Here is a 24,883-nt window from a genome sequence, read left to right as displayed (position 1 = left end):
CCGATACTCGATGGCATTCAAGGCTTCGGGTGAAACCAGGTGCCGACGCTACTCCCGCGGAGCGCATCGACTACGAGGTCAGCACTTGTGACGAGTACCCCAATACCCGAGGCGGCCGCAATTCGGGCCGCCGAGACCTTCGTCGCAGCGCCGCCTGTTCCCACGCTGTTGACCACAACTGAACCGAACTCGAATCCAGCAAGCTCGTCGCCGTAGGCAACCTCGAAAATCGGCTCCGCCCCCGGCTCATCTGGTGGTCGCGTGTAGAGGCAGTCAATATCGCTGAGCAACACCAGCGCCTCTGCCCCGATTAGCTGGGCAACCATCGCTGCTAGGCGATCGTTGTCGCCAAAACGGATCTCATGCGTCGCAACGGTGTCATTCTCGTTGACGACGGGCAGGATGCGGAGTCCCAGCAGTCGGTCCATCGCCCGCCGTGCATTGGAACGGGGAGTGGGGTGCTCGAGATCTCCTGCAGTCAGCAACACCTGTCCCGCGACGATCTGAAATGGTCGTAGCGCGGCCTGATAGCGATAGATCAGGATGTTTTGTCCCACTGCGGCCGCCGCCTGCTGCGTAGCGAGGTCGCTCGGCCGCTCATCGAGCGACAAGAAGGGCATGCCCGTCGCGATAGCTCCCGACGAGACCAGCACGATCTCCGTGCCTCGACCGTGTGCTTCGGCAATCGCCTCAACGATCGGCCCGATCTTGTGCGAGCTATCGCCGCTGATTGATGAAGACCCGACCTTGACGACCACTCGTCGTGCGGCGGGGATCAGGGCGCGTGCCGCTGTGCTCACTCGTCGTCCCCAGTGCGGCTACCACTCTCCGCGATGCGCTCAGTTTCAAGTTCGGCGCGGGCTTGAGCCTTCGCATCCATTCGCTCTTTGTAGTGGTCGCGTCGTTCGGCGGTCGTACGGCGATTGCTCTGCAGGAGTCGAGGATCGGTGCCTCGAGGTGCGGTCATCAACTCGGCCGCTGACGTCACCGAGGGCTGCCAGTCAAAGATGATGCCGTCGCCCTCACCGATGACGACGGTTGCGCCTGGAACCGCGCCGGCGCGGAAAAGCTCAGTTTCAACACCGAGCTTTTCGAGTCGATCACCGAGGAAGCCGACTGCCTCTTCGTTCTGGAAGTCAGTCTGCTGAACCCAACGCAATGGCTTTTCGCCGAGCACGCGATAGAAGTTGCCGTACGTGCCGCCTTCGACACGTATCGTGAACTCCTTTTTAGATCCGCGCGGCCGGATGACGACGCGCTCTTGAACCGGAGTGGCGGCGAGCTTTGCGCGGTGTTCAGCTACGACCTCACCTAGCGCGAAGGTGAGCTGACGTAGCCCCGAATGGCTCACTGTAGAGATTTCGAACACTCGAAACCCTCGCGCTTCGATATCCGCGCGTACGAGATCGGCGAGGTCTTGAGCTTCTGGCACATCTACCTTGTTGAGGGCGACGAACTGTGGTCGCTCAAGCAGAGGTGTCTGGCCTTCTGGAACCGGATACGCAGCGAGTTCCGAAAGAATGGTGTCGAGATCGCTCAGCGGGTCGCGCCCTGGTTCGAGGGTCGCGCAATCAAGCACGTGCACGAGCGCTGTGCAGCGCTCCACGTGACGCAGGAATTCAAGTCCGAGGCCCTTGCCCTCGCTTGCTCCTTCGATGAGACCCGGGACATCAGCGACGGTGTAACGGTTATCGCCCGCCTGCACGACGCCGAGATTGGGGTGCAGGGTCGTGAACGGGTAGTCCGCGATCTTGGGTCTCGCCGCGGAGATCGCCGCGATCAGGCTGGACTTGCCTGCAGACGGAAAACCTACCAGCGCGACATCCGCGACTGTCTTCAACTCAAGATAGACATCGCCTTCCCACCCGGGTGTACCCAGGAGTGCGAAGCCGGGAGCCTTGCGCTTTGGATTTGCAAGTACCGCGTTGCCCAAACCGCCGATTCCGCCGGGTGCGACGACGAAACGCATGCCGGGGTCGAGCATGTCGGCCAGCACTTGCCCATCTGCGTCTTTGACCACAGTTCCAATTGGCACCGGAAGTTCGAGCGTCTCTCCGAGGGCACCTGAACGGTGATCTCCCATGCCGAAGCCGCCGTTGCCCGCTGAGCGGTGCGGTGAGTGATGATACGCAAGCAGCGTGGTGACCTGTGGTTCAGCGACCAGTACGACGTCGCCGCCGTGTCCCCCACTGCCACCATCGGGGCCAGCGAGAGGCTTGAACTTCTCGCGCTTGACCGACACGCAACCGTTTCCGCCCTTACCGGCGCTCAGGTGCAACGTCACACGATCGATGAACGTGACCATGCGTTCCTCCCTTTACGGTGCGGTCTGGGTCAAGCCCAGAGTAAATGGAAGGGGCGGGCCGAAGCCCGCCCCTTCTAAGAAAATCTGTGAAACCTGCGGGATTACTCCGCGAAGGCCACGATGTTGACGACCTTACGACCGCCCTTTTGTCCGAACTCGACAGCGCCTGCGCTCAGTGCAAACAGGGTGTCGTCGCCGCCACGGCCGACGTTGACGCCGGGGTGGAAGTGGGTGCCGCGCTGGCGGACGATGATCTCGCCGGCGAGAACTTCCTGACCACCGAAGCGCTTCACGCCGAGGCGCTGTGCGTTGGAGTCACGACCGTTACGAGTGGAGCTTGCGCCCTTTTTATGTGCCATCTCTGCGTCTCCTGTGGCTCTACTTGATGCCGGTGACCTTGACGCGCGTGAGGTCCTGACGGTGCCCCTGGCGCTTCTTGTACCCGGTCTTGTTCTTGAACTTCTGGATCACGATCTTCGGGCCGCGCTCTTCGCCGATGACCTCGGCGGTGACGGTTACCTTCGCGAGCTTGTCAGCGTCGGTCGTGACGGCGTCGCCGTCAACGAACAGAACGGCGGGCAGCTCGATGCTTGCGCCAATCTTTGCCTTCTGTCGGTCGAGAACGACAACCGTGCCGACCTCTACCTTTTCCTGCCGGCCACCGGCGCGCACTACTGCGTAAACCACTTCACACCTGTTTCGTCTTGGGAGCGCACGGCTCCGAATTGTCTTTGTGAGACTGGGAAAGTCCTGGTGCGGAAGCAAGGCTCTCGACAGTTTCGCCATCACTCTGCAAAACGTGACGCACCAAAGGACTACTTTACCGGATGCGGGGCGTATCAGCAAAAGCATCGACGCCGTGTCGCGAGCGAGTGAGTAGGATTCGGGGGTGGCGATCCTAATTGACGACGCGCGCTGGCCCGCACATGGCCGACTCTGGGCACATTTAGTGAGCGACTCGAATCTCGACGAGCTCCACAGTTTTGCTCGCGCGCACGACATTCCGCTCCGGGGGTTTGACCTCGATCACTACGACGTGCCGGAACAAATACACGCGCAGCTGGTCGCAGATGGTGCGGAATACGTGAGCGGGCACGAACTCGTACGTCGCCTGATCGCGTCGGGGTTGCGCGTCACCGCTCGTGAGCGGCGCGCGCAACACCTCAACGACTAGTCTTCCGGAATATGGGCGACCGGTGTGCCCGTGAGGGCAGCCGTGGTCACCCGTCGACGCGCGCGTCCCTGACCGGGGGCCTTCGGCTCGGGGAGAGCCTCGAGAACTGAATCCAGCAGCAAATCCTTCTCAGTCTTCGGAGCCTGCTGTTTCGCGGGCGCCTTTGCTGCGGGCTCTTTTCGCTTTTTCCGTGGCTTCTTGGCGCGTGGTTCAGGTGCAGCTTCGATTGCTGCAGGTGCTTCGTCGGCCACCGACTCATCGGGATGGTGAATGGTGGATGCTGCGATCTGCGCGAGCGCCGACTTTACGCCCTCGGTGATCACATGCGTGCCGCCGTTGGCTTGCGCAGGCGGCTGTTGCTGCTGTGCGGCACCGCGAGGGCGGCGGCCCTGTTGTCCGCCTGAGCTGGCAGTACGGTGCTTGACGACCGGGTCGTGGTGCACCACAACACCGCGCCCTGCGCACACGTCACACGCCTCGCTGAACGTTTCGAGCAGGCCTAACCCAAGCTTCTTTCGCGTCATCTGCACGAGGCCCAAAGACGTCACCTCAGCGACCTGGTGTTTCGTGCGGTCACGGCTGAGGCATTCAACCAATCGTCGCAGGACAAGGTCGCGATTTGACTCCAGCACCATGTCGATAAAGTCGACCACGATGATGCCACCGATGTCACGGAGCCGAAGCTGGCGCACGATCTCTTCAGCCGCTTCAAGGTTGTTCTTAGTGACAGTCTCTTCGAGATTGCCACCCGTGCCCACGAATTTCCCGGTGTTAACATCAACGACCGTCATCGCTTCGGTGCGGTCGATCACCAATGAGCCACCAGAGGGAAGCCAGACCTTGCGGTCGAGCGCCTTCTCGATCTGCTCGGTGACGCGGTACTCGTCAAACGGGTCGCGGTCGCCCTCGTGTTCCTTGACGCGGTCGAGAAGATCGGGGGCGACGGACTGCAGGTACGTCGTGATCGTCTCGTGCGCCTCATCACCCTGGATAAGCATGTGTGTGAAGTCTTCGTTGAAGACATCGCGCACGATCTTCACCAGCAGATCGGGCTCAGAGTGCAACAGCGCAGGAGCGCCGATCGACTGAATCTGCTTCGAGATGTGTTCCCACTGATTCGTCAGGCGTTGCACATCGCGGGTGAGCTGCTCTTCTGTGGCACCCTCGGCCGCCGTGCGCACGATGACACCGGAGGACTCCGGGAGGACCTCTTTGAGGATCTTCTTCAGTCGCGCTCGTTCGGTGTCGGGTAGCTTGCGTGAGATACCGTTCATCGCGCCACCGGGTACGTACACGAGGTAGCGACCCGGAAGAGAGATCTGGCTGGTCAAACGCGCGCCTTTGTGGCCGACCGGATCCTTGGTCACCTGGACCAGCACCTTGTCACCTGATTTGAGTGCCAACTCGATGCGACGAGGCTGGTTGCCAGTCTCGACGCCATCCCAGTCAACTTCACCTGAGTACAGCACCGCGTTGCGACCCCGACCGATGTCGACGAACGCCGCTTCCATGCTTGGCAGCACGTTCTGCACTCGCCCGAGATACACGTTGCCGATCAATGAAGCATCCTGATTGCGAGCCACGTAGTGCTCCACCAGAACGTTGTCTTCCAGTACCGCGATCTGAATTCGGCCGTTCTTCGAACGAACAACCATCACGCGATCCACGGCTTCGCGGCGAGCGAGGAACTCGGCTTCGGTGACCACGGCGCGGCGGCGTCCGGCTTCGCGTCCGTCGCGGCGTCGCTGCTTCTTCGCTTCGAGTCGTGTCGAACCCTTGATTCGCTGCGGCTCAGTGATGAGCTCAACGGCCCGCTGACGGGGGTGCGACTGAGTCGGCGCAGAATCCGACTGATCATTCGGCTCCTGGCGCGCGTCGCCACCACGGCGGCGGTTGCGGCGGCGATTGCTTCCGCGCTGTCCGTCGTTGTCATTGCTTTCGGGCTGTTCTTCGGCCACGTTCGGCAGAACGGTGATTTCAGGCGCGTAGAACATCAGCTGCGTCGACACAGCCGACACGAATGTCTCCGGGAGCAATCCGAGGCTCACCGCAGTGACAGGTCCGGCTGGCGTCGCTTCGGCGGGCTGCTCAGGTTCACTTGCGGGTGCTGTAGCTGACTGCGGGCGCGGGTCTCCCGCAGACTCGCTGGAGCCATCTACCTGCACAGGTGCATCTTCAGCAGGTGCGACTCCCGCGGGTGCATCTTCAGCAGGTGCGACTCCTGCAGGTGCATCTTCAGCAGGTGCGTCCTCGCGCGGCGTTTCTTCCGTAGTCGATTCGCTCGGCTCCTTTGCTGGTGCAACGGCCGGCGGTGCGCCAGGGGCAACATCGGGGACAGCCGGTGCGTCGGGCGCAGCTTCTTGTGCCGACGAGGTATCGGGCGCGGTCGGGGTATCGAATTCTTCGTTTATGCCATCGGCAATCAAGGGTTTACTCCCTGCGGGGTCGCGCCGCGCGCCACCCGGCAAAATCTTGTGCGGTGCCGCACCTGCGGTGCCGCTCTCTCACTCGGTCTGCAACACACTCTCAACTCTCGTGGTGAGACGTTGTGTTGCCAAGGGCCTTCGTTGCCCTGAAGTCTTCGGTGATGTGCACATCGGCGCGGCCGCGGCACATCAAACTTCATTATCGCACTTTCGCGCGGCGATTGCTCGCCAACGCGCAATACGCGTGTTTGCAAAGTCGTTTGTCTGCTTCGCACCAGCATCAATGGGATAATCCTCCACATGCCCAACCCGTCGCCCCGCACCCGTCCGACCGCTCTGGCCGTGTGGCTGGTGATTGCTGGCGTCATTGGATGGTGGGCGGCATTTCAGCTGACGATCGAGAAGTTTCATGCACTGACGAATCCAGGTGAAGCCGCCTCATGTGACTTCAATCCTCTGGTGCAATGCTCTGCGAACCTCGATTCGTGGCAAGGGAGCGTTTTTGGCTTTCCCAACCCGCTCCTGGGGTTGACCGCATGGGCGGCCCCCATCGTGGTGGGAATGGCGATTCTCGCAGGCGCACGCTTTGCACGGTGGTTCTGGTTGCTGTTCGAACTCGGGCTCACCCTGGCCCTCGTCTTTGTCATCTGGCTGATCAGCCAAAGCATCTTCGTGCTCGGCACCTTGTGCCCATGGTGCATGGTGACGTGGTCGGTGACGATTCCAACCTTTTACGCTGTAACTCTTCACACACTGCGAACGGGCTTGTTGCCCGCACCTGCATCGATTCGACGAGGCGCGGGCAAACTCACAGGGTGGATTCCCGTGCTCACCGTTGTCAGCTACGCGATCATTGCGGTCATCGCGCAGTTGAGACTCGACGTCTTGGGGGCGCTGTTCTAGGAGCGCGAGTTCGCGTTGAGGTTCAGAACCAGATCTCGAGCTCGCGCGCTGCAGACTCTGGGCTGTCTGAACCATGAACCAGGTTCTGCTGGACCTTGAGCCCCCAGTCACGTCCCAAGTCGCCGCGGATAGTTCCTGGAGCAGCCAACGTGGGATCAGTCATCCCCGCCAACGACCGAAACCCTTCGATGACCCGGTTCCCCGCGAGACGAATGGCGACTGAAGGGCCAGACATCATGAACTCGAGGAGCGGTTCGTAAAACGGCTTGCCCTCGTGCTCGGCATAGTGCCGCTCAAGCGTGGAGCGATCTGGCTCGACAAGTCGAACATCTACGAGCGAATAGCCTTTAGCTTCGATGCGAGCCAGGATTGCGCCGGTCAGGCCACGAGCCACGCCGTCCGGCTTCACGAGGACGAGGGTTTCTTCCGTTGACATTTGTGTATCTCCGTTCGCCTGAATCAGGCAGGTTCGGTTGGTGATGCAGCTCGCTTGGCGTTGTTGCGGTCAAGCGAGCTTCCTTTGATGGTGGCATATGCATACATGCCCCCGAAAATGAGGGCGACAAACAGCAGCGCCGGCACAAAAAATGCGCCAAGTGCGACGACTAGCTGCAGCACCCATCCCAAGGCGATGCCCCAGCGGTAACGCACCAGACCAGCCGTAAGCAGCATCAGCACCGCGACAGCGACACCGGCAACGACCCCCCACCACTGCGGCACCGTATCGGGCAGAGCCTTCAAACCGAAGATCGCCAGACCCCCCAGAAACGCGATAACCGCCTCAAAGGTGAGCACGATCGAGGCGAGCGACTCAGCTGCCCCTCGCGAGCGCCGAGGGCGTGCGGGCTTCGCGGGCACGTCGGATCTATCTGACGCAGTCACTCTTGCCAACCCGACTTCCACTCCTCGGACTCGGCGAGGCCGAGGGCCTCACCGGCGAGAATCACAGAGCCCGCGATAACCACGGCGCGCCGATCTGCAGCAGCCGCCCACTCGCGTGCGGCCATCGCGGCCTCTGCAAGATCAGTGTGCACGGTGACGGGCAGGCCCTGAGCCTCTGCGATATCTGCCACCCTGTCGGCGTCGCTTGCCCGTTCCGAGGTCGGCGCGGTCGCAAAAATGTGTGTTGCCGCCGGCGCTAAAGCCTTGACGATGCCGACCGCATCTTTGTCAGCGAGCATGCCGAGAACGATGCCCCACTCGTCAAAATCGAAGGCCTCGTGCAAAGCGGCGACAAGGGCTTGCGCACCGTGCGGATTGTGTGCGGCATCCACCAACACTGTGGGGTTTATCCCTGCCAGCTGGAGTCGCCCCGGTGTCGTGACCTGGGCGAATGACTCGGTGAGGATGTCGGGGGCGATTGGCTGCGTGCCGCCGCCTACCAAAGACTCCACCGCGGCAATCGCGAGGGCAGCGTTGAATGCCTGGTGTTCCCCGTAAATCGGCAAGTACTCGTCGTTGTAGGTTCCGGCGAGGCCGCGCACCGACACGAGCTGCCCACCGACGGCGAGGCGCTGTTGTGTGAGGGCGAAATCCGTACCTTCGATCGCCACCGACGCTCCGCGAACGCCGGCCGCTGCTCGAATCGCTGCTTCTGCTTCGGGAGTCTGGCGTGCCGAAACAACCGCCGCTCCGTCTTTGATGATTCCGGCCTTGACCTCTGCGATCTCGGCAATGGTGTCGCCCAAGCGATCGGCATGGTCAATGTCGATTGGCGAAAACACTGCAACATCGCCGTCGGCGGTGTTGGTGGAGTCCCACGAACCGCCCATTCCGACCTCAATCACGGCTACATCTACCGGCGCGTCTGCGAACACCACAAAGGCGAGAACGGTGAGCAACTCGAAGAAAGTCAATGGCGCGTCGTCGGCCGATGCCAGCTCGGCGTCGACGATTTCGACAAAGGGTTCGATCTCGTCCCACGCATCGGCAATGGCAACATCGGCGACATTCTCGCCATCCACCACGATTCGCTCAGTGAAGCGCTCAAGATGGGGGCTCGTGAATAGCCCCGTGCGCAGCCCATGCGCGCGCACCAAGCTCTCGATGATCCGGCCTGTGGATGTCTTTCCATTCGTGCCCGTGAGGTGTACGACACGGAATGTACGCTGCGGGTCATCCAGGAACTCCAGCACACGTCGAGTGCGCTCAACTCGCGGCTGCACCCACTGCTCCCCCTGACGAGCGAGGAGCGTCGAATAGACAGCGTCGGCGCGTGCGCGGTGTTTTTCGCTCATGCTGCTGCCTCGGCTTTCGAAACCGCAACGATGAAGGCGCCACGATTTGCGTACGTGCCCGCGTTGAACTCAGCGCTGTGATCGGCGGGCTTCGCATCGAGTGCGCCAAGCGTGACTGCGTGTGAAACTGCGAGCGTCTCACCAGCAATGTCGGCGACATCAAACGCGGAACGAACCGCGGCTTCATCAGTCGCATCGGTGAAGGCCAGTTCTAGATGAATGCGGTCGCTCACGTCGAACCCAGCGGCTTTTCGCGTGTCTTGTACGGCGCGAATGAGATCGCGGGCAAGGCCCTCCGCCTCGAGCTCGGGGGTGGTCGCCGTGTCAAGCAGAACGAAGCCGCCTCCGGGAATCAGAGCAAGCGCTTCGCCCTCCGGTCTTCCCGAAGTCTCGAGCACGAGGTCGTACTCCCCCGGGTTCAGCGGCAGTTCCCCGTCAGGGGTGGTCACAGAAACGGCTCCATCCTGCTCTGACCACGAGCCGGTTCGCGATGCCTGGATCGCATGCTGAACGCGCTTGCCCAGCCGAGGGCCAGCAGCACGCGCGTTGATCGAAAGGCGGTGAGTGATTCCGTACTCGCCAGCAGCATCGTCTTGGAGCTCGACGAGCTCAACGTTCTTCACGTTCAATTCGTCACGAAGGATGTCGTCGAACTGCCCGAGCGCCTGCGCGTTCGCCAGCACAACGGTCATCGATGCGAGCGGCAGACGCACGCGCTTGCCCTCCCTCTTGCGAAGGGCATTCGCCACGCTCGACACTTGACGCACAGCATCCATCGCGCTTCGAATATCGGTAGCCGCGGGAAAAGCGGTAGCGTCGGGCCAGTCTTGCAAATGCACGCTACGGCCGCCGGTGAGCCCCTGCCAGACGCGCTCCGAAAGGTGCGGAATCAACGGAGCTGCGACGCGTGTCAGCGTCTCGAGCACGGTGTACAAGGTGTCAAATGCGTCACGGCTGGTCTCATCGTCTGACACGCCAACCCAGAATCTGTCACGCGACCGACGGATGTACCAGTTCGTCAACGCCTCGCCGAACTCACGTAGCTTAGCTGCGGCCAGCGTTGAATCGAGGGCGTCAAGGTCGTTAGCGACGTCGCGCACGAGGTCACCCGTAAGCGCCAGAATGTGACGATCGAGAACATTGGTGGAATCCGTGCGCCATGTCGCTTCGTACCCGGCGTCACCCTGCCCTCCAGCGGCATTGGCGTAGGTGGCGAAAAAGTACCAACTGCTCCATAGCGGCAGCATGAACTCACGCACGCCAGCTCGGATGCCCTCTTCGGTCACGACCAGGTTGCCGCCGCGCAGAACAGGGCTTGCCATGAGGAACCAGCGCATCGCGTCAGAGCCGTCGCGGTCGAACACTTCTGAGACATCTGGATAGTTGCGTAGAGATTTGGACATCTTCTGTCCGTCATTGCCCAGCACGATGCCATGGCAAGACACACCAGTGAAGGCTGGGCGATCGAAAAGCGCTGTCGACAGCACGTGCATGACGTAGAACCAGCCACGAGTTTGCCCGATGTACTCCACGATGAAGTCGGCGGGCGAGTGCGCATCGAACCACTCTTGGTTCTCGAACGGATAGTGCACCTGCGCGTAGGGCATCGAGGCGGAATCAAACCAGACGTCGAGCACGTCTTCGATACGACGCATCGTCGACTTGCCTGACGGGTCGTCGGGATTCAGGCGAGTGAGCTCATCGATAAACGGGCGGTGAAGATCGACCTCACCGTCGGCGTTGCGAGGAAGGCGGCCAAAGTCGCGCTCCATCTCTGCGAGCGAACCGTATGCGTCGGTGCGCGGGAACTCGGGATTGTCGCTCTTCCAAATCGGGATTGGGGAGCCCCAGTACCGGTTGCGACTGATCGACCAGTCGCGGGCACCTTCAAGCCATTTGCCGAACTGGCCGTGCTTGACGTTTTCTGGCACCCACGTGATCTGCTCGTTGTTGGCGAGCATCTCGTCTTTGAACTCTGTAACGCGAACAAACCAGCTCGATACAGCCTTGTAGATCAGCGGATTGCGACAGCGCCAGCAGTGCGGGTAGGAGTGCTCATAGCTGGCAAGTCGCAACAGACGTCCGGACTGACGCACGAGGCGCACGAGTGGCGTGTTCGCATCCATCCACAACTCGCCCGCGACGTCGGTCACCTGGGGAAGGAATCGACCGCCGTCATCGAGACTCATCACGAGCGGGATACCTGCGGCCTCGGTGATGCGTTGATCATCTTCACCAAAAGCAGGAGCCTGGTGCACGATGCCGGTGCCGTCTGAGACCGTCACGTAGTCGTCAACGAGAATTCGCCAGGCGTTCTGGGTGCTCCAGGTTTCGGCGTCGGCGTAGTAGTCAAACAGCCGGTCATATGCGACGTCAGCCAGTTCAGCACCGAGCACCCACTGTTCGATCGCGGCCCGAGCGTCATCGCCTGATTCGTACCCGAGGTCTTTGGCGTAGCCGACCAGCAGTTCTTCGGCGATGAGATATCGGTGTGCCGTCGCCTCGAGCGGATCGTCTGCCGTTCCGTCCGCATCGCGGTGCACGTCCGCGGCGCCTGCCGGTCCACCAGGAACGACCACATAGCGGATCGTGGGGCCCACAGCCAGAGCGAGGTTTGTGGGAAGGGTCCACGGCGTCGTCGTCCATGCCAGGGCGCGCACCCCCGTCAGTCCGAGAACCTCCGCTTTGGCGCCGACGAGCGGGAAGGTGACCGTCACAGACGGGTCCTGACGCATCTTGTAGACGTCATCGTCCATGCGTAACTCGTGCGCACTGAGCGGTGTCTCATCGCGCCAGCAATACGGCAACACGCGGTGGCCTTCGTACGCGAGGTCTTTGTCGTACAGCTGCTTGAACGCCCAGAGCACACTTTCCATGTAGTTCGTGTCAAGCGTCTTGTAGCCACGTTCGAAGTCAACCCACCGGGCCATGCGGCCGACGTATGTCTTCCACTCCTCGGAGTACGCCATCACCGACTCGCGCGCCTTCTCGTTGAAGGTAGCGATGCCCATTTCTTCGATCTGAGCTTTCTCGGTGATGCCGAGCTGTTTCATCGCTTCGAGTTCAGCCGGAAGACCGTGGGTGTCCCACCCAAATACGCGGTCGACCTTCTTGCCGCGCATCGTCTGGAAGCGAGGAAAGACGTCCTTGGCATACCCGGTCAGCAGATGACCGTAGTGAGGCAACCCGTTGGCAAACGGAGGTCCGTCGTAGAAAACCCACTCTTCAGAGCCCTCACGTTGCGCGATGGAATCGCGGAAGGTGTCATCTTCGCGCCAGAACGACTGAACGTCCTCTTCGATTGAAGGAAACCGCGGACTCGGTACGACCGCGTCTACGGCCGGTCCGAATGCGGACTTGGGATACGACATGTCACTCCAGCAGGTTGCAATGCTTCCTGCGAGGACGACGCTCCCGGAGGGAAGAGCCGCGGTACCACCCCGCGTGACGAATGCGTCTGCATGCGTCCTCTCTCACTGCGGCTGTCACGGGCCTGACCCGCTCGGTTCTACTAAGCCGCAAAGTTCAAGACTGTTCTTCCGAGAGCTCCCCGGTGATAGCCGGATCGGTGCTGGTAGCAAGATTCTACTCGCCTTTTTGGACTTTCGCTGTGGATGCTGATGTACCTGACGCCGCGAGCAGCTCGCGCGTGAAGGGATGCTTCGGGTTGGCAAACACCGTGGAAGTCGCCCCAGCCTCCACCACCATGCCGTCCCGCATGACGAGAACGTCGTCGGAGATGGACGCGACGACTCCTAGATCGTGTGAAATGAACAGCATCGCCAGGTTGCGTTCGGCTTGAATGCGTTGCAGCATCAGCAGCACACGCTCCCGGACCGGGGCATCCAACGCCGACACAGGCTCGTCAAGCACCAGAACATCTGGGTCTGTCGCAAGTGCCCGGGCAATAGCCGCGCGTTGGCGTTGACCTCCTGATAGCTGCCGAGGTTGGCGCGTTCTTACGTCGAGATCAAGACCTACGTCGCGCAACAGCCGGGCGATGTGCGAAGCCTGTTCAGTTCGAGGAACGCCCGCAGCGGTGAGCGCCTCCTTCAGCGACCGACCGATGCTCCAGCGCGGGTCGAACGCACCCAGGGGGTTCTGGTGCACGAGCTGCACACGCACGCTCGAGCTGTCGCCCGTGCCAGGCCGCCAGAGTTCACCGTCACGCAGTATCTGGCCGGCGTCTGCTTTCTCCACCCCAAGAAGCAGACGCGCGAGGGTGGTTTTTCCCGAGCCGGACTCACCCACGACGGCAAGAGTGCGGCCCCGCGGCAGAGTGAACGAAACGTCACTGACCGCGACGCGATCAAACGCCTTCGACACTCCCCTGGCTTCGAGCACGATGTCGTTTACCAGCTCACGTGGGGCACGCGGCGAACGTCGAGCAGCCGCCACCAGTGTTTTGGTGTGAGGATGCTGCGGAGCACTGAGCACCTCGGTCACTGGGCCCGTCTCCACGATCTGACCGTGTTGCATCACAGCTACGCGATCGGCAACTCGCGCCACGGCGGCAAGGTCATGGCTGATGAAGACGATCGCGACACCGCGATCAACGATCTCGCGCAAAAGTGTCAGTACGCGCGCTTGCACCGTGGCGTCAAGAGCCGTGGTGGGCTCATCCGCGATGATCACCGCGGGGTCTGCGGCGAGGGCAGAGGCGATCAAGGCGCGCTGGCGTAAACCGCCGGATAGCTCGTGCGGAAACTGCCGAGCACGCCGCCGAGGATCGGGCATCGCCACCGCAGTCAGCAGCTCGTCAGCGTGCGATCTGCGTGCAGAGCGCGACAGTGGTTTCTTGTGCACTTCAATCGCCTCGACGACCTCACGCTCAACGCGGCGCAGCGGGTCAACCGACACGAGTGCATCTTGTGAGACCAGCGCAATACGCGCACCGCGCAGAGATCGCCAGCCAGGTTCGCTCAAGTGCGCGGCATCGATGCCGTCAACTTCGAGCGCGGTAGCCGTGACTGCCGCATCTCGTGGCAGTAGTCCCAGCAACGCAGCCGCAGTGACCGATTTGCCCGCGCCCGACTCACCGACAATCGCGAGGCATTCCCCAGGGCGCACGTCAAAGCTCACGTTGTCGACGACGATCCGGTCTCCAAAAGCAATCCGCAAGTTCTCAACACGCAGCGCCCTCACGATGATCTGCCTTCTGCTCGAGCGCGCAAGAGTCGTCCCACCGCTGTTGCCGCTACAACCGTCACGGTGATCGCCAGCCCCGGAAAGACCGAAATCCACCATGCCTGACCGAGCACATTTCGACCGCCCGACAGCATTAGCCCCCACTCGGGCGTGGGCTCCGTTGGGCCCAGCCCCAAGAAGGACAAACCGGCCGCGGCCAGAATGCTCGATCCGATCCCGATTGTCGCGAGCACACTGAGCGCGCCCACCACGCTTGGCACCACGTGTCGTGTAAACGCAGCGAACGGATGCACGCCGAGTATGCGCGCCGCTTCAACGTGTTCGGCCTGCAACAGCGTGCGCGTCTGCGCCCTCGCGAGGCGCACGTACACCGGAACCGCAGCGACGGTGACCGCGATCGCGATGTTCACAGGCCCGGGTCCGAGAATCGCCACCACGACAAGCGCGATCAGAAACTCTGGGAAGGCCAGCAGTATGTCAGTGGCGCGCATGGTCGCAGCATCCACGAATCGAGGCCCGCTACCCGAGAGGGCACCGACCACTAAACCGACCACAAAAGCCAATGCGGTGGCGAGAAGACCGATTCCCGCCGAACGGGATGCACCGTAGACAACTCGCGCGAAGACGTCGCGACCGCTCTGGTCAGTTCCGAAAGGATGCATCGCGCTCGGTGGCTCTAGGGCCGCGCGCACATCAGTGGTCAGCGGATCAAGCGAAGTAAACATCGCTGGCGCGAGCGCCATCGCGGCAATCACGGCGAGGACCACGAGGGCAATCGCGAGCAACGTGCGGCGCGCGGTGCTCATGCGGCGCCCTCGCTCGTGCGGACGCTTCGACGTGAGGCGCGGAGGCGTGGATCGAGGACAGGGTAGAGCGCATCGACGACGAGATTCACAATCACGAACACGACGGCGCTGAGCAAGATCACACCAGTGATGACCGGCAGGTCGCGATCCGTGATGGCGGTGAGCGTCACGCGGCCGATGCCAGGACGGCCGAACACGGTTTCGACGAGCACCGCGCCGCCCAAGAGAGAGCCGATGAGATACGCAGCCAGCGTCAGCGCGTTCGAAGCGCCGTGGCGGGCAGTGTGTCGCAGTGTGAGCCATGTAGAGCTCGCGCCGCGAGCACGCACGGTGGTCGCGAAAGGCAAGCGCTCGGCCGCTTCGATGCCATCGCGCAACACCTGGCCGAGCAGCGCCGCGACGGGGAGAGCCAGCGTCACGGCCGGCAGCACGAGCGACAGCGGGTCACGTGCCCCCGAAACCGGAAACCAGCCCAGTTGGAATGCGAAGAGGGCGAGCAACAGGAGCCCGATCCAGAACACCGGAGTTGACAACACCACGAGCTCAGCGGCCGACGCCACCGCTCGACTGGCGGGCCCTCGCGCAAGAACCGCTACTGTTGCCGCGATGATGATCGCAAGTACCAGCGCGAGTGAGGTCAGTTGTACCGTTGCCTCGAGCTGTCGGCCGATGACATCGATGACGGGCATGCGCAGCTGGTAGGAATCTCCAAGGTCTCCGCTGCCGAGCTCACGTAGGTAGTTGAGGTATTGCTCGAGCGGTGGCCGATCAAGTCCCAGTTCGGCACGGATCTGATCCTTCGCCGCTTCGCTGATCTGCGCTTGCGGCCCGAGCATTACTTCCACTGGATCCCCGGGAATAATCCGCACCGCGATGAAGGCGAGTGTCGCTGCCCCCCAGAGAACAATCACGATGGATGCGACGTGTCGTCCGCCCCAAGCAAGCGAGCGCCACCACCGGCTGGTGTCCGCGTCGCGCGTCATAGCTCCCTCTCACAGCGAGGGCGTCGCGTCACTCGACAGTCACGGAGTAAAACAGCGGTCGCCCGTAGAGATCGTATTCGAGGCCCGCAATCGTGTCGCCGACGGCGGTGATCAGGGAAGGGCTGTAGAGGGGCACGATTGCATTGTGCTCAGCGTTCCACTCCTGCACCTCGCCATAGATTGAGGCTCGCTCTGCGGGGTCTGTCGCGGTGAACCCACTCTCAAGCAGTGCGTCAAGATCAGCATCGCTCACTTGCGATGCGTTTTGAAATCCATCGGTATGCAGGTGATTACGCAAAAGGTCTGGATCGACGCCGGAGTACCCCCAATCGGTGAGATCAAAGGTCTTCGGACCGTACTGCTCGTTGTATGCGCCAGGCTCGAGGACTTCGCGCACAACCTCGAAGCCCACATCCCGCAGGTTCTGCTGAATTGCGTTGGCAAGCGCTGCTCGATCATCGGGCACCGGAGTCCACGCAATCCACCGTGCGGAGAGCCGCCCGTCGCCGTTGATTCGGTAACCTTCATCGTCGTACTCGGTGAATCCCGCTTCATCGAGCAGCGAATTAGCCAGATCAGGGTCGAATGCCCAGGTTTCTTCAAGAGTGGCGTTGTATCCGGGCGTGGTTGATCCCAGAATTGACCAGGCTCGGGGGAACTGGTCAAAGAAGATCTCTTCAACCGCGGGCCCGATATCGATCGCTCGCGAGAACGCTTCGCGCACGAGCGGGTCGCTGAACACGCCATACTGCTCGTTGAGATAGAGCGAGTACGGCAGCCCTGGGTACTCCATCGATTCGACGCTCAGCTCATCGCCCAGTGTGGACGCGACATTCGGGGGAAGCTGGCTCGCGAGATCGGCTTCACCGCTTGTCACAACGCCGGCGCGCACCGACGGCTCGGGCAAAATGCTTACGCGCAGTGTTTCGAATGTCGGCGCGAGGGTTCCATTCGGACCCCACGCGTAGTCAGCGTTGCGGGTGTAGATGATCTCCTGATCCGGGATGTATTCGCTGAGCACGAACGGGCCCGTACCCACGGTGATGTCGGGGCCGCCCGCTTTGAGATCGTCGGCGCGATTCTCAAGCACTGCCGGCGAGTAGAACCCGAGAAGCGCTGTGCTCGCAGCCTGAAGGAATGGCGCATAAGGCTGGGTGAATGAGACGGTCACCGTATGATCGTCGATCACCTCGGTGCCCGCATAGAAGTCGCCGCCGAGCATGCTCGCTGCTTGAGCCGACTCTGTCGCAGGGTCAACGATGCGATCGAAGTTCGCCTTTACCGCGGCTGCGTCGAACGTTTCACCGTCCGTGAAGGTCACGTCGTCTCGCAACATGAAGGTGTACTGCGTGGAGTCTTCAGAGATCTCCCACGAATCGGCAAGCCACGGGCTGAAGGTGCCATCGGCTTCTTGGAAGACCAGCGAGTCCAGTACGACGCGCTGCACCATGCCAGAGACATCGAGCTGACTCGTTTGAGGATCCATGTGCCCCGCCGACAGATTCGCTCCTTCGATGGCCCACACCACCTCGCCCGATGCCGAAGCCGATGACTCCGAATCGGCCGTGGCAGCGCACGACCCGAGGATCAGGCTCGCACCGGCGAGCAGAGCGACAGCAGAAAGACGACGTAGCGATGGCATGACACAACCTCAGCAGCAGATGGGGGGGGGGAACATGACAACCGTAGTCTATTTTTGGACTGGGTGGATTTACGCCGACGCGGGCGCATGGGAGCTGGGCGGTAAACTGGTGCAGCATCCACACTCAGGCACGCTCACACAGTGCCGCACATACCGGTCGAGGAGATCCATGTCCGACGCGCTCATTCCCGATAAGCCCGCTCTCGAGGGCCTTGAGTCCAAATGGGACAGCGCATGGACTGCGCAGGGCACCTACGCTTTCGATCGGATTCGTGCCGCAGAGGTGGGCAGGGATGGTGTGTTCTCGGTCGACACTCCCCCACCCACAGCATCAGGCAGCCTGCACATCGGCCACGTCTTCAGCTACACGCACACAGACGTAAAGGTGCGTTTTGAACGCATGCGCGGCAAGACGGTGTTCTATCCGATGGGTTGGGACGATAACGGGTTGCCGACCGAACGCCGAGTGCAGAACTACTACGGCGTTCGTTGCGACACGACATTGGCCTACGACGACGAATTCGTTCCTCCGTTTGAAGGTGGCGATAACAAGAGCAGTCGCGCTGCTGACCAGGTGCCGATCAGTCGTCGCAACTTCATCGAACTTTGCGAGCGTCTCACTGTCGAAGATGAGAAGCACTTCGAGGACCTGTGGCGTTCACTCGGCCTGAGTGTTGACTGGACTCAGACGTACCGCACAATCTCAGACGACACGATGCGCACGAGCCAGCGAGCGTTTCTGCAGAATCTGCAGCGTGGCGAGGCGTACCAGGCCATGGCTCCCACGCTGTGGGACATCGACTTTCGCTCCGCAATTGCGCAAGCAGAGCTCGAGGACCGCGACCAGCCAGCGGCGTACCACCGCATCGCCTTTCACAAGAGCGATGGCTCGGGCGATGTGCACATTGAAACGACTCGCCCGGAACTGCTCGCGGCGTGTGTTGCGCTCGTCGCCCATCCCGATGACGAACGCTACCTCCCGCTGTTCGGCACGACGGTGCGCACGCCGCTCTTCGATGTTGAGGTGCCGGTCTTGCCACACCCCTTGGCGCAGAAAGACAAGGGTTCAGGTATCGCAATGATCTGCACCTTCGGCGACGTGACCGACATCATCTGGTGGCGTGAGCTCGATCTGCCAAACCGCACGATCCTGGGCAAGGACGGCCGCATTGTCGCCGAGGCACCCGACGTTGTTTCGACCGAGTCTGCGAAGGCCGCCTACGCGCAAATCGCTGGTAAGACCGTGTTTAGCGCGAAAAAGGAAGTTGTAGAAATGCTTCGCGCTTCTGGAGAACTCGACGGTGACCCCAAGCCATTTACGCATGCCGTGAAGTTCTTTGAAAAGGGCGACCGCCCGCTCGAGATCGTTTCCACGCGCCAGTGGTACTTGCGCAACGGCGCACGGGACTCAGACCTCAGAGACAAACTGATCGCTCTCGGACGAGAGGTGTCTTGGCACCCCGACTTCATGCGCGTGCGGTACGAGAATTGGACGAATGGCCTCACCGGCGACTGGCTAGTCTCGCGCCAACGATTCTTTGGAGTTCCGATCCCGGTTTGGTACGGACTCGATGAAAGCGGTGAGCGCGATTACAGTCGTGTGCTCACTCCCGACCTTGCGTCGCTCCCGGTCGACCCCACCACCGACGTGCCAGCGGGGTACACCGAGGATCAGCGCGGTGTCGCCGGCGGATTCGAGGGCGAGGGAGACATCTTCGATACGTGGGCCACTTCTTCGCTCACACCTCAGCTTGCGGGTGGATGGGATCGAGACCCCGAGCTATGGAATCTCGTCGCGCCATTCGATGTTCGCCCGCAAGGGCAAGACATCATTCGCACCTGGTTGTTCTCAACGATGCTGCGAAGCGCTCTCGAAGACGGCCGCGCCCCTTGGCGGGACGCGTCGATCTCGGGGTTCATCGTCGACCCCGACCGCAAGAAGATGTCGAAGTCAAAGGGCAACGTCGTCACCCCGGCCGACATCCTCGTTCAACACGGTTCTGACGCCGTTCGATATTGGGCAGCATCGAGCAGACTCGGCACCGATGCCGCTTTCGATCCACAGAACCCGACGCAGATCAAGATCGGCCGGCGCCTTGCAATCAAGATCTTGAACGCCGCGAAGTTCGTGCTTTCTTTCCCCGTGCCCGAAGGGGCAGAAGTCACCCACGCACTCGATGCGTCGATGCTTACGACACTCGATGCAGTCGTGGGCGAAGCGACAAAGGCGCTGGACGCATTCGACCACGCGCGGGCGCTTGAGGTGACCGAATCGTTCTTCTGGACTTTCTGCGACGACTACCTCGAACTCGTCAAAGAGCGTGCCTACGATCGCAGCGACGTCGGTCAGGCCTCGGCCGCGTTGGCCTTGCGGACGGCGCTGTCAACGATGCTGCGCTTGTTTGCCCCGGTGCTCTCATTTGCGACCGAAGAATCGTGGTCTTGGTTCAACGAGGGCTCGATCCACACTGCGGAATGGCCCAAGCCTCTGGGAACCGAAGGCGACCCCGCCGTTCTCGTCGCTGTCGGCGAGGCGCTTATCGGAGTTCGTCGCGCCAAGACCGAAGCCAAGGCTTCACAGAAGACTCCGGTGAGCCGCGTCACGATTGCAGCGACCGAAGAAGTCATTGCGCGCTTGCGCACGGCCGAAGGGGATCTGAAGGCAGTGGGGCGCATTGCTGAGATCCACTACGTGATCGCGGACGCAACCGCGGTCACTGAAATTGAACTCGCCCCGCAGGAGGTTTGACATGCAACTAGGCACACGTTGGACGTCGGGTGAAGAACCTCCGCGGGCAGTACCCGAGAATCTGGCACGGGGAGTGCGAGAAGTCGATGCGGCGTTGCCCGTGGACTCCCTGGGTCAGCCTCGCGAGCGCTGGACGCTCACCTGGCTCGAAGGGCGCCCGATTGCCGAACTCGACTCTGGAGTCATCGTGACGCTCGACGACTCCGGCCAGCCTGTGGTCAGCCACGACGACGAGGGCGAGCTGTGAGGCTCAATTAGCGCGGCAACACTCCGAGCCCACCCGCCGCGCGTGCGTCGCGGCGCTGGCAATCCACGTATAGGGCTACCGCGACCCGCGTATCGGCGGTCGGTATCGCTCGTCGTTGCAGCCGTGCAGATACATATCGCTCTAGACGCGCTGCGGCGTACAGCACGACTCGTTCGTACCTCGTCGGACGTGCAGCGTCAGCAATGAACGCAGTCACTGGAGGTCTCCTCGGTCAGGCAAGGGAAAGACATCGCTGCGGATCGTGACAGCTCGCACGCCTTCACCAGTTTGGGCACGATGCTCAGCAACGACCTCATCGATGACCGCCATGAGCCGACGCCCGAGCTCACGGGTCTGCACAGCGGTGAGTTGCGTGGTGGATGTAGAGATAAGTGTCGCCTCGTGCCATTCGTCTGGTTCTGCACTGATCCCGCGCCCCACGAACGCCATCAGCTCCTCATTGCGATTGCGCAAGAACTCCCCCATCACCACCTGGGTCGCCGCGCGGCCAGCTGGCGTCGTCATGGCATCTGGATTCGCGAAGGACACTGAGCCGACAGGGCGCTCCCACCAGCGCTCCCGCCCGGTGCCGCGATTCGCGCATTCAACAATCAGGTCGTGCTTGGCGAGCGCCCGCAGGTGGTAGCTGGTCGAACCGCTTGATTCCCCCAGCTGCTGCGCGAGCGAGCTTGCCGTTTGCGGTCCGTATTGGCTCAAGATGTTGTACATCTTCACGCGCAAGGGGTGCGCCAGCGCCCGCAGCGCTCCAGCGTCGAGAATGCGCTCAGGAGTCGGCGAAACGTCGGATTCTGTGGCCATGTCGATCATCTTAGTGTTGCAAAGAAGTCTTTGCAACAAGTTCCTTGCAAGAGAAACTTTGTGGTTTCGCGAGTAGGCTCATCGCATGCCCCACGACAATCCGCTGCTCTCCAATTCAGCACTCCCCTATGGGTTGCCCGACTATAGGATCGTGCGCCCCGAGCACTACATGCCTGCCTTCGAACGCGCCTTTGCGGAGCATCGAGCGGAGATTCGAAACATCACTCGCGCTCGATCGATGCCGACGTTCGAGAACACGATGGTTGCGCTCGAACGCAGCGGTGAACTGCTCGGCAGGGTTGCTCGCACCTTCTATACGGTCTCATCAGCGCACGCCACCGCTGAGATCCAAGATGTCGACGAAGCGCTCGCACCCCTCATGTCAGCGCACCAAGATTCGGTTCAGCTCAACGCGGACCTGTATTGGCGGATCAAGACCCTCTATGATCAGCGTGATTCACTCGCGCTAGAAGACGAGCAGCGCTATCTCATCGAGCGGCACTACCGTGAAATGACTCACGCTGGTGCGGGGCTCGACACCGAGGCGAAAGAAGAGCTGACAGCAATCAACCAGGAGCTGTCTGTGCGCACTAACGCGTTCGAGAAGAATTCGCTTGCAGACAGCAACGATTTGGCCGTCGTTTTCACCGAAGCGGCTCAGCTCGACGGTTTGACCGATGGCGAGCTCTCTGCTGCCGCACAGGCCGCAGCGGATCATGGGCTGGAAGGCCAATGGTTGGTGACACTCACTCTGTTCACCGGCCACCCGTATCTGTCGTCACTTACAAACCGTGAGAGTCGAAAACGAATTCTGGATGCTTCTCGCTCGCGAGGTCGGCGCGAAAACGAGAACTGCAACGAGCCAGTGCTTCTCGAGATCGTGCGGCTACGCGCCGAGCGTGCCGCCATCTTGGGCTATGACTCGCACGCGGCATATGTCACCGCGGATGAGACTGCGGGCTCCCCCGAAGCAGTGCACGCACTGCTTCGACAACTGGCGATTCCCGCAGCGGCAAATGCGGCCAAGGAACAGGCAGCGCTTCAGGCAATAGTCGCCTTGGAACCGCAACCGTTCACCCTTGAGGCCCACGACTGGGCGTACTACACCGAACGCGTACGCGCGGCTACCTACGACCTCGACCGAGCCGCACTGCGACCGTGGTTTGAAGCCGAACGCGTGCTGCAAGATGGCGTATTTCGTGCGGCAGCCGAACTATACGGTGTGACCTTTACCGAGCGAGAAGATCTGCCGAGCTACCACCCTGACGCTCGCGTCTTCGAATTGCACAATGAAGATGGATCGCCGCTAGGACTTTTCATACTCGATCTCTACACGCGCGACACCAAGCGAGGTGGGGCGTGGATGAACTCGATCGTTGCGCAATCGACTCTTCTCGGCACCGCGCCGATAGTTGTGAACAACCTCAACGTATCGAAACCCGCGGCAGGCAAGCCCACCCTGCTCTCGCTCGATGAAGTGACAACGCTCTTTCACGAATTCGGCCACGCGCTGCACGGACTGTTTGCAACGGTTACGTATCCGCACTTCGCCGGAACGAATGTGTTCCGCGACTTCGTCGAGTTTCCGAGCCAAGTCAACGAGATGTGGATATTCTGGCCCGAGATTCTCGCTCAGTATGCTCGTCACGTCGACACGAATGAACCGCTTCCTACGGATGTCATCCAGAAGCTTCGAGACTCAGAGGCGTTCAACCAAGGTTTTGCAACCAGCGAATATCTGGCCGCATCATGGCTGGACCAAGCGTGGCACTCGCTCAACCGCACCGAGGCAGCATCCGTCACGGATACGATCGCATTCGAAGCCGCGGCGCTCGCTGACATCGGACTCGACAATCCAGCCATACCGCCCCGCTACTCATCGACCTATTTCGCGCACGTCTTCTCGGGCGGATACAGTGCCGGCTACTACTCATACATCTGGAGCGAAGTACTCGATGCTGACACGGTCGAATGGTTTATCGAAAACGGCGGACTCACGCGCGGCAACGGTGAACGCTTTCGGCAGCGACTCCTCGGAGTGGGTGGATCCAGGGATCCGCTTGAGGCATACCGAGACTTCCGTGGCCGCCCGGCCGAGATTGCGCCGCTGTTGAAACGACGAGGTCTCGCGGGCTAAGCGCTCTTACGCTTCTCCCGCAAAACTAGCGTTGGCTGAGCGCGTTCTTCAACGGATGCGCGCGTGATGATGACCTTGTCGACGTCGTCTGCGGACGGAATCTCGAACATGATCGGGCCTAGAACATCTTCGAGGATCGCCCGCAGTCCGCGGGCCCCGGTCTTGCGCTCTACCGCGAGATCAGCGATCGCAGTGAGCGCGCCTTCGTCGAACTCGAGTTCGACTCCGTCGAGTTCGAACATGCGCTGATACTGCTTCACCAAAGCGTTCTTGGGCTCCGACAGAATCTCGATTAAGGCGGTGCGGTCAAGCGGTGACACTGACGCAATCACGGGCAGACGTCCGATGAACTCGGGAATCAACCCGAACTTATGCAGGTCTTCTGGTCGCACTTCGCCAAAGAGGTCGAGATTGTCGTCCTTCTCTTGAAGCGTGGCGCCGAACCCAATACCGTGTTTGCCGACCCTTGCAGAAACGATGTCGTCAAGGCCCGCAAACGCACCCGCCACGATGAAAAGCACATTCGTGGTGTCGATTTGGATGAATTCCTGATGCGGATGTTTACGACCTCCCTGCGGCGGTACCGAAGCAACGGTGCCCTCGAGGATCTTCAGAAGCGCTTGTTGCACACCTTCACCCGACACGTCTCGCGTAATCGACGGGTTCTCAGCCTTGCGCGCGATCTTGTCGACCTCATCGATGTAGATGATTCCCGTCTCGGCGCGCTTGGTGTCGAAATCGGCGGCTTGGAGCAGCTTGAGAAGAATATTTTCGACGTCTTCGCCGACGTAGCCGGCTTCAGTGAGCGCAGTCGCATCGGCAACGGCGAAAGGTACGTTCAGACGCTTCGCGAGGGTCTGCGCCAAATAGGTCTTTCCGCAGCCGGTGGGGCCTAGCAACAAAATGTTGCTCTTGGCGATCTCAATCTCATCAGCGCGTTGTTCCGCTGACTGGATGGTGCCCTGCGCCCGCACACGCTTGTAGTGGTTGTAAACCGCTACCGACAGCGCTCTCTTTGCTGCGAGCTGGCCGACGACGTACTCGTCGAGGTAGCCGAAGATCTCGCGCGGTTTCGGCAGTTCGAACTCGACTACTTCTCCAGAAGAGGACTCCGCCATGCGTTCTTCGATGATCTCGTTGCAGAGCTCAACGCATTCGTCACAGATATAGACGCCCGGTCCCGCAATGAGCTGCTGAACCTGCTTCTGGCTCTTTCCGCAGAAGGAACACTTGAACAGGTCGGCACTCTCACCGATGCGAGCCATGAGGCTTCTCCTCGTCTTGCCAGGACGACCCCGGCTTTCAAC

At 61.3% G+C, this 24,883-nt stretch carries 21 protein-coding genes; 5 read left to right on the top strand and 16 right to left on the bottom strand.

Going from position 1 to position 24,883, the window contains the following annotated elements; genetic code table 11:
- Window positions 1–17: 17 nt before the first annotated feature.
- The 4 genes from proB to rplU all read right to left on the bottom strand — a co-directional run bounded on the left by proB (window position 18) and on the right by rplU (window position 2,992).
- Window positions 18–800 carry a glutamate 5-kinase gene (gene proB, locus AB0O81_RS02195; RefSeq protein WP_363580743.1) on the bottom strand — a complete coding sequence of 261 codons (783 nt, stop codon included), beginning with the start codon at window positions 798–800 and terminating at the stop codon, window positions 18–20.
- A complete protein-coding gene (obgE, locus tag AB0O81_RS02190; RefSeq protein ID WP_363580741.1) occupies window positions 797–2,305 on the bottom strand; it encodes a GTPase ObgE in 1,509 nt (502 codons plus the stop codon). Before obgE ends, proB begins: the two co-directional genes overlap by 4 nt.
- A gap of 101 nt (window positions 2,306–2,406) precedes the next feature.
- The gene (gene rpmA, locus AB0O81_RS02185; protein WP_337338028.1) at window positions 2,407–2,664 is read right to left on the bottom strand and encodes a 50S ribosomal protein L27; all 258 of its coding nucleotides are present in this window, start codon (window positions 2,662–2,664) and stop codon (window positions 2,407–2,409) included.
- Window positions 2,665–2,683: 19 nt separating this feature from the next.
- The gene (gene rplU, locus AB0O81_RS02180; RefSeq protein ID WP_363580739.1) at window positions 2,684–2,992 is read right to left on the bottom strand and encodes a 50S ribosomal protein L21; all 309 of its coding nucleotides are present in this window, start codon (window positions 2,990–2,992) and stop codon (window positions 2,684–2,686) included.
- Between the two features lie 202 nt (window positions 2,993–3,194).
- On the opposite strand from rplU, the gene AB0O81_RS02175 reads away from it, so the two are divergent.
- Window positions 3,195–3,479, top strand: coding sequence for a DUF4031 domain-containing protein (locus AB0O81_RS02175; protein WP_363580737.1), 285 nt, complete (start codon window positions 3,195–3,197; stop codon window positions 3,477–3,479).
- On the opposite strand, the gene AB0O81_RS02170 is transcribed toward AB0O81_RS02175, so the two are convergent.
- On the bottom strand, window positions 3,476–5,902 hold the full coding sequence (locus AB0O81_RS02170) for an Rne/Rng family ribonuclease (RefSeq protein WP_363580897.1): 2,427 nt from the start codon (window positions 5,900–5,902) through the stop codon (window positions 3,476–3,478). The genes AB0O81_RS02175 and AB0O81_RS02170 overlap by 4 nt on opposite strands.
- Window positions 5,903–6,205: 303 nt before the next feature.
- On the opposite strand from AB0O81_RS02170, the gene AB0O81_RS02165 reads away from it, so the two are divergent.
- Window positions 6,206–6,808, top strand: a complete 603-nt coding sequence (locus AB0O81_RS02165) for a vitamin K epoxide reductase family protein (RefSeq protein WP_363580735.1) — start codon at window positions 6,206–6,208, stop codon at window positions 6,806–6,808.
- A 22-nt stretch (window positions 6,809–6,830) separates the two neighbouring features.
- Here the strand turns inward: AB0O81_RS02165 and ndk are convergent, their stop codons facing one another.
- The 8 genes from ndk to AB0O81_RS02125 all read right to left on the bottom strand — a co-directional run bounded on the left by ndk (window position 6,831) and on the right by AB0O81_RS02125 (window position 17,624).
- Window positions 6,831–7,244, bottom strand: coding sequence for a nucleoside-diphosphate kinase (gene ndk / locus AB0O81_RS02160; RefSeq protein ID WP_363580733.1), 414 nt, complete (start codon window positions 7,242–7,244; stop codon window positions 6,831–6,833).
- A gap of 23 nt (window positions 7,245–7,267) precedes the next feature.
- Window positions 7,268–7,666, bottom strand: a complete 399-nt coding sequence (locus tag AB0O81_RS02155) for a DUF4233 domain-containing protein (RefSeq protein ID WP_363580731.1) — start codon at window positions 7,664–7,666, stop codon at window positions 7,268–7,270.
- Between the two features lie 20 nt (window positions 7,667–7,686).
- Window positions 7,687–9,045 carry a Mur ligase family protein gene (locus AB0O81_RS02150; protein ID WP_363580729.1) on the bottom strand — a complete coding sequence of 453 codons (1,359 nt, stop codon included), beginning with the start codon at window positions 9,043–9,045 and terminating at the stop codon, window positions 7,687–7,689.
- Window positions 9,042–12,416 carry an isoleucine--tRNA ligase gene (gene ileS / locus AB0O81_RS02145; protein ID WP_363580727.1) on the bottom strand — a complete coding sequence of 1,125 codons (3,375 nt, stop codon included), beginning with the start codon at window positions 12,414–12,416 and terminating at the stop codon, window positions 9,042–9,044. Before ileS ends, AB0O81_RS02150 begins: the two co-directional genes overlap by 4 nt.
- A 214-nt stretch (window positions 12,417–12,630) precedes the next feature.
- Window positions 12,631–14,190 (bottom strand): ABC transporter ATP-binding protein, encoded by a 1,560-nt coding sequence (locus tag AB0O81_RS02140; protein ID WP_363580725.1) that lies wholly within the window; start codon window positions 14,188–14,190, stop codon window positions 12,631–12,633.
- Window positions 14,187–14,999: an ABC transporter permease gene (locus tag AB0O81_RS02135; RefSeq protein ID WP_363580722.1), complete on the bottom strand. Its 813-nt coding sequence runs from the start codon at window positions 14,997–14,999 to the stop codon at window positions 14,187–14,189. Before AB0O81_RS02135 ends, AB0O81_RS02140 begins: the two co-directional genes overlap by 4 nt.
- Window positions 14,996–15,982 (bottom strand): ABC transporter permease, encoded by a 987-nt coding sequence (locus tag AB0O81_RS02130; RefSeq protein WP_363580720.1) that lies wholly within the window; start codon window positions 15,980–15,982, stop codon window positions 14,996–14,998. The genes AB0O81_RS02135 and AB0O81_RS02130 overlap by 4 nt, the downstream gene beginning before the upstream one ends.
- Before the next feature lie 28 nt (window positions 15,983–16,010).
- Entirely contained in the window at window positions 16,011–17,624 is a 1,614-nt protein-coding gene (locus tag AB0O81_RS02125; protein WP_363580718.1) for an ABC transporter substrate-binding protein, read from the bottom strand.
- A 169-nt stretch (window positions 17,625–17,793) separates the two neighbouring features.
- On the opposite strand from AB0O81_RS02125, the gene valS reads away from it, so the two are divergent.
- A complete protein-coding gene (valS, locus tag AB0O81_RS02120) occupies window positions 17,794–20,373 on the top strand; it encodes a valine--tRNA ligase (RefSeq protein ID WP_363580716.1) in 2,580 nt (859 codons plus the stop codon).
- Window position 20,374: 1 nt separating this feature from the next.
- The gene (locus tag AB0O81_RS02115; RefSeq protein WP_363580714.1) at window positions 20,375–20,620 is read left to right on the top strand and encodes a hypothetical protein; all 246 of its coding nucleotides are present in this window, start codon (window positions 20,375–20,377) and stop codon (window positions 20,618–20,620) included.
- 7 nt (window positions 20,621–20,627) lie between these two features.
- On the opposite strand, the gene AB0O81_RS02110 is transcribed toward AB0O81_RS02115, so the two are convergent.
- Both AB0O81_RS02110 and AB0O81_RS02105 read right to left on the bottom strand, forming a co-directional pair.
- On the bottom strand, window positions 20,628–20,837 hold the full coding sequence (locus AB0O81_RS02110; RefSeq protein ID WP_363580712.1) for a hypothetical protein: 210 nt from the start codon (window positions 20,835–20,837) through the stop codon (window positions 20,628–20,630).
- The gene (locus tag AB0O81_RS02105; protein ID WP_363580710.1) at window positions 20,834–21,439 is read right to left on the bottom strand and encodes a helix-turn-helix domain-containing protein; all 606 of its coding nucleotides are present in this window, start codon (window positions 21,437–21,439) and stop codon (window positions 20,834–20,836) included. Before AB0O81_RS02105 ends, AB0O81_RS02110 begins: the two co-directional genes overlap by 4 nt.
- 85 nt (window positions 21,440–21,524) lie before the next feature.
- On the opposite strand from AB0O81_RS02105, the gene AB0O81_RS02100 reads away from it, so the two are divergent.
- Window positions 21,525–23,576 (top strand): M3 family metallopeptidase, encoded by a 2,052-nt coding sequence (locus AB0O81_RS02100; protein WP_363580708.1) that lies wholly within the window; start codon window positions 21,525–21,527, stop codon window positions 23,574–23,576.
- Here AB0O81_RS02100 and clpX read toward each other — a convergent pair.
- Window positions 23,573–24,841, bottom strand: coding sequence for an ATP-dependent Clp protease ATP-binding subunit ClpX (gene clpX, locus AB0O81_RS02095; protein WP_363580706.1), 1,269 nt, complete (start codon window positions 24,839–24,841; stop codon window positions 23,573–23,575). The two genes, AB0O81_RS02100 and clpX, sit on opposite strands and share 4 nt — an antisense overlap.
- Between the last annotated feature and the right edge of the window lie 42 nt (window positions 24,842–24,883).

Source organism: Microbacterium sp. NPDC076911, from assembly GCF_040687125.1.
Lineage (GTDB): Bacteria > Actinomycetota > Actinomycetes > Actinomycetales > Microbacteriaceae > Microbacterium.
This window is presented reverse-complemented; position numbering and strand designations above follow the sequence as displayed.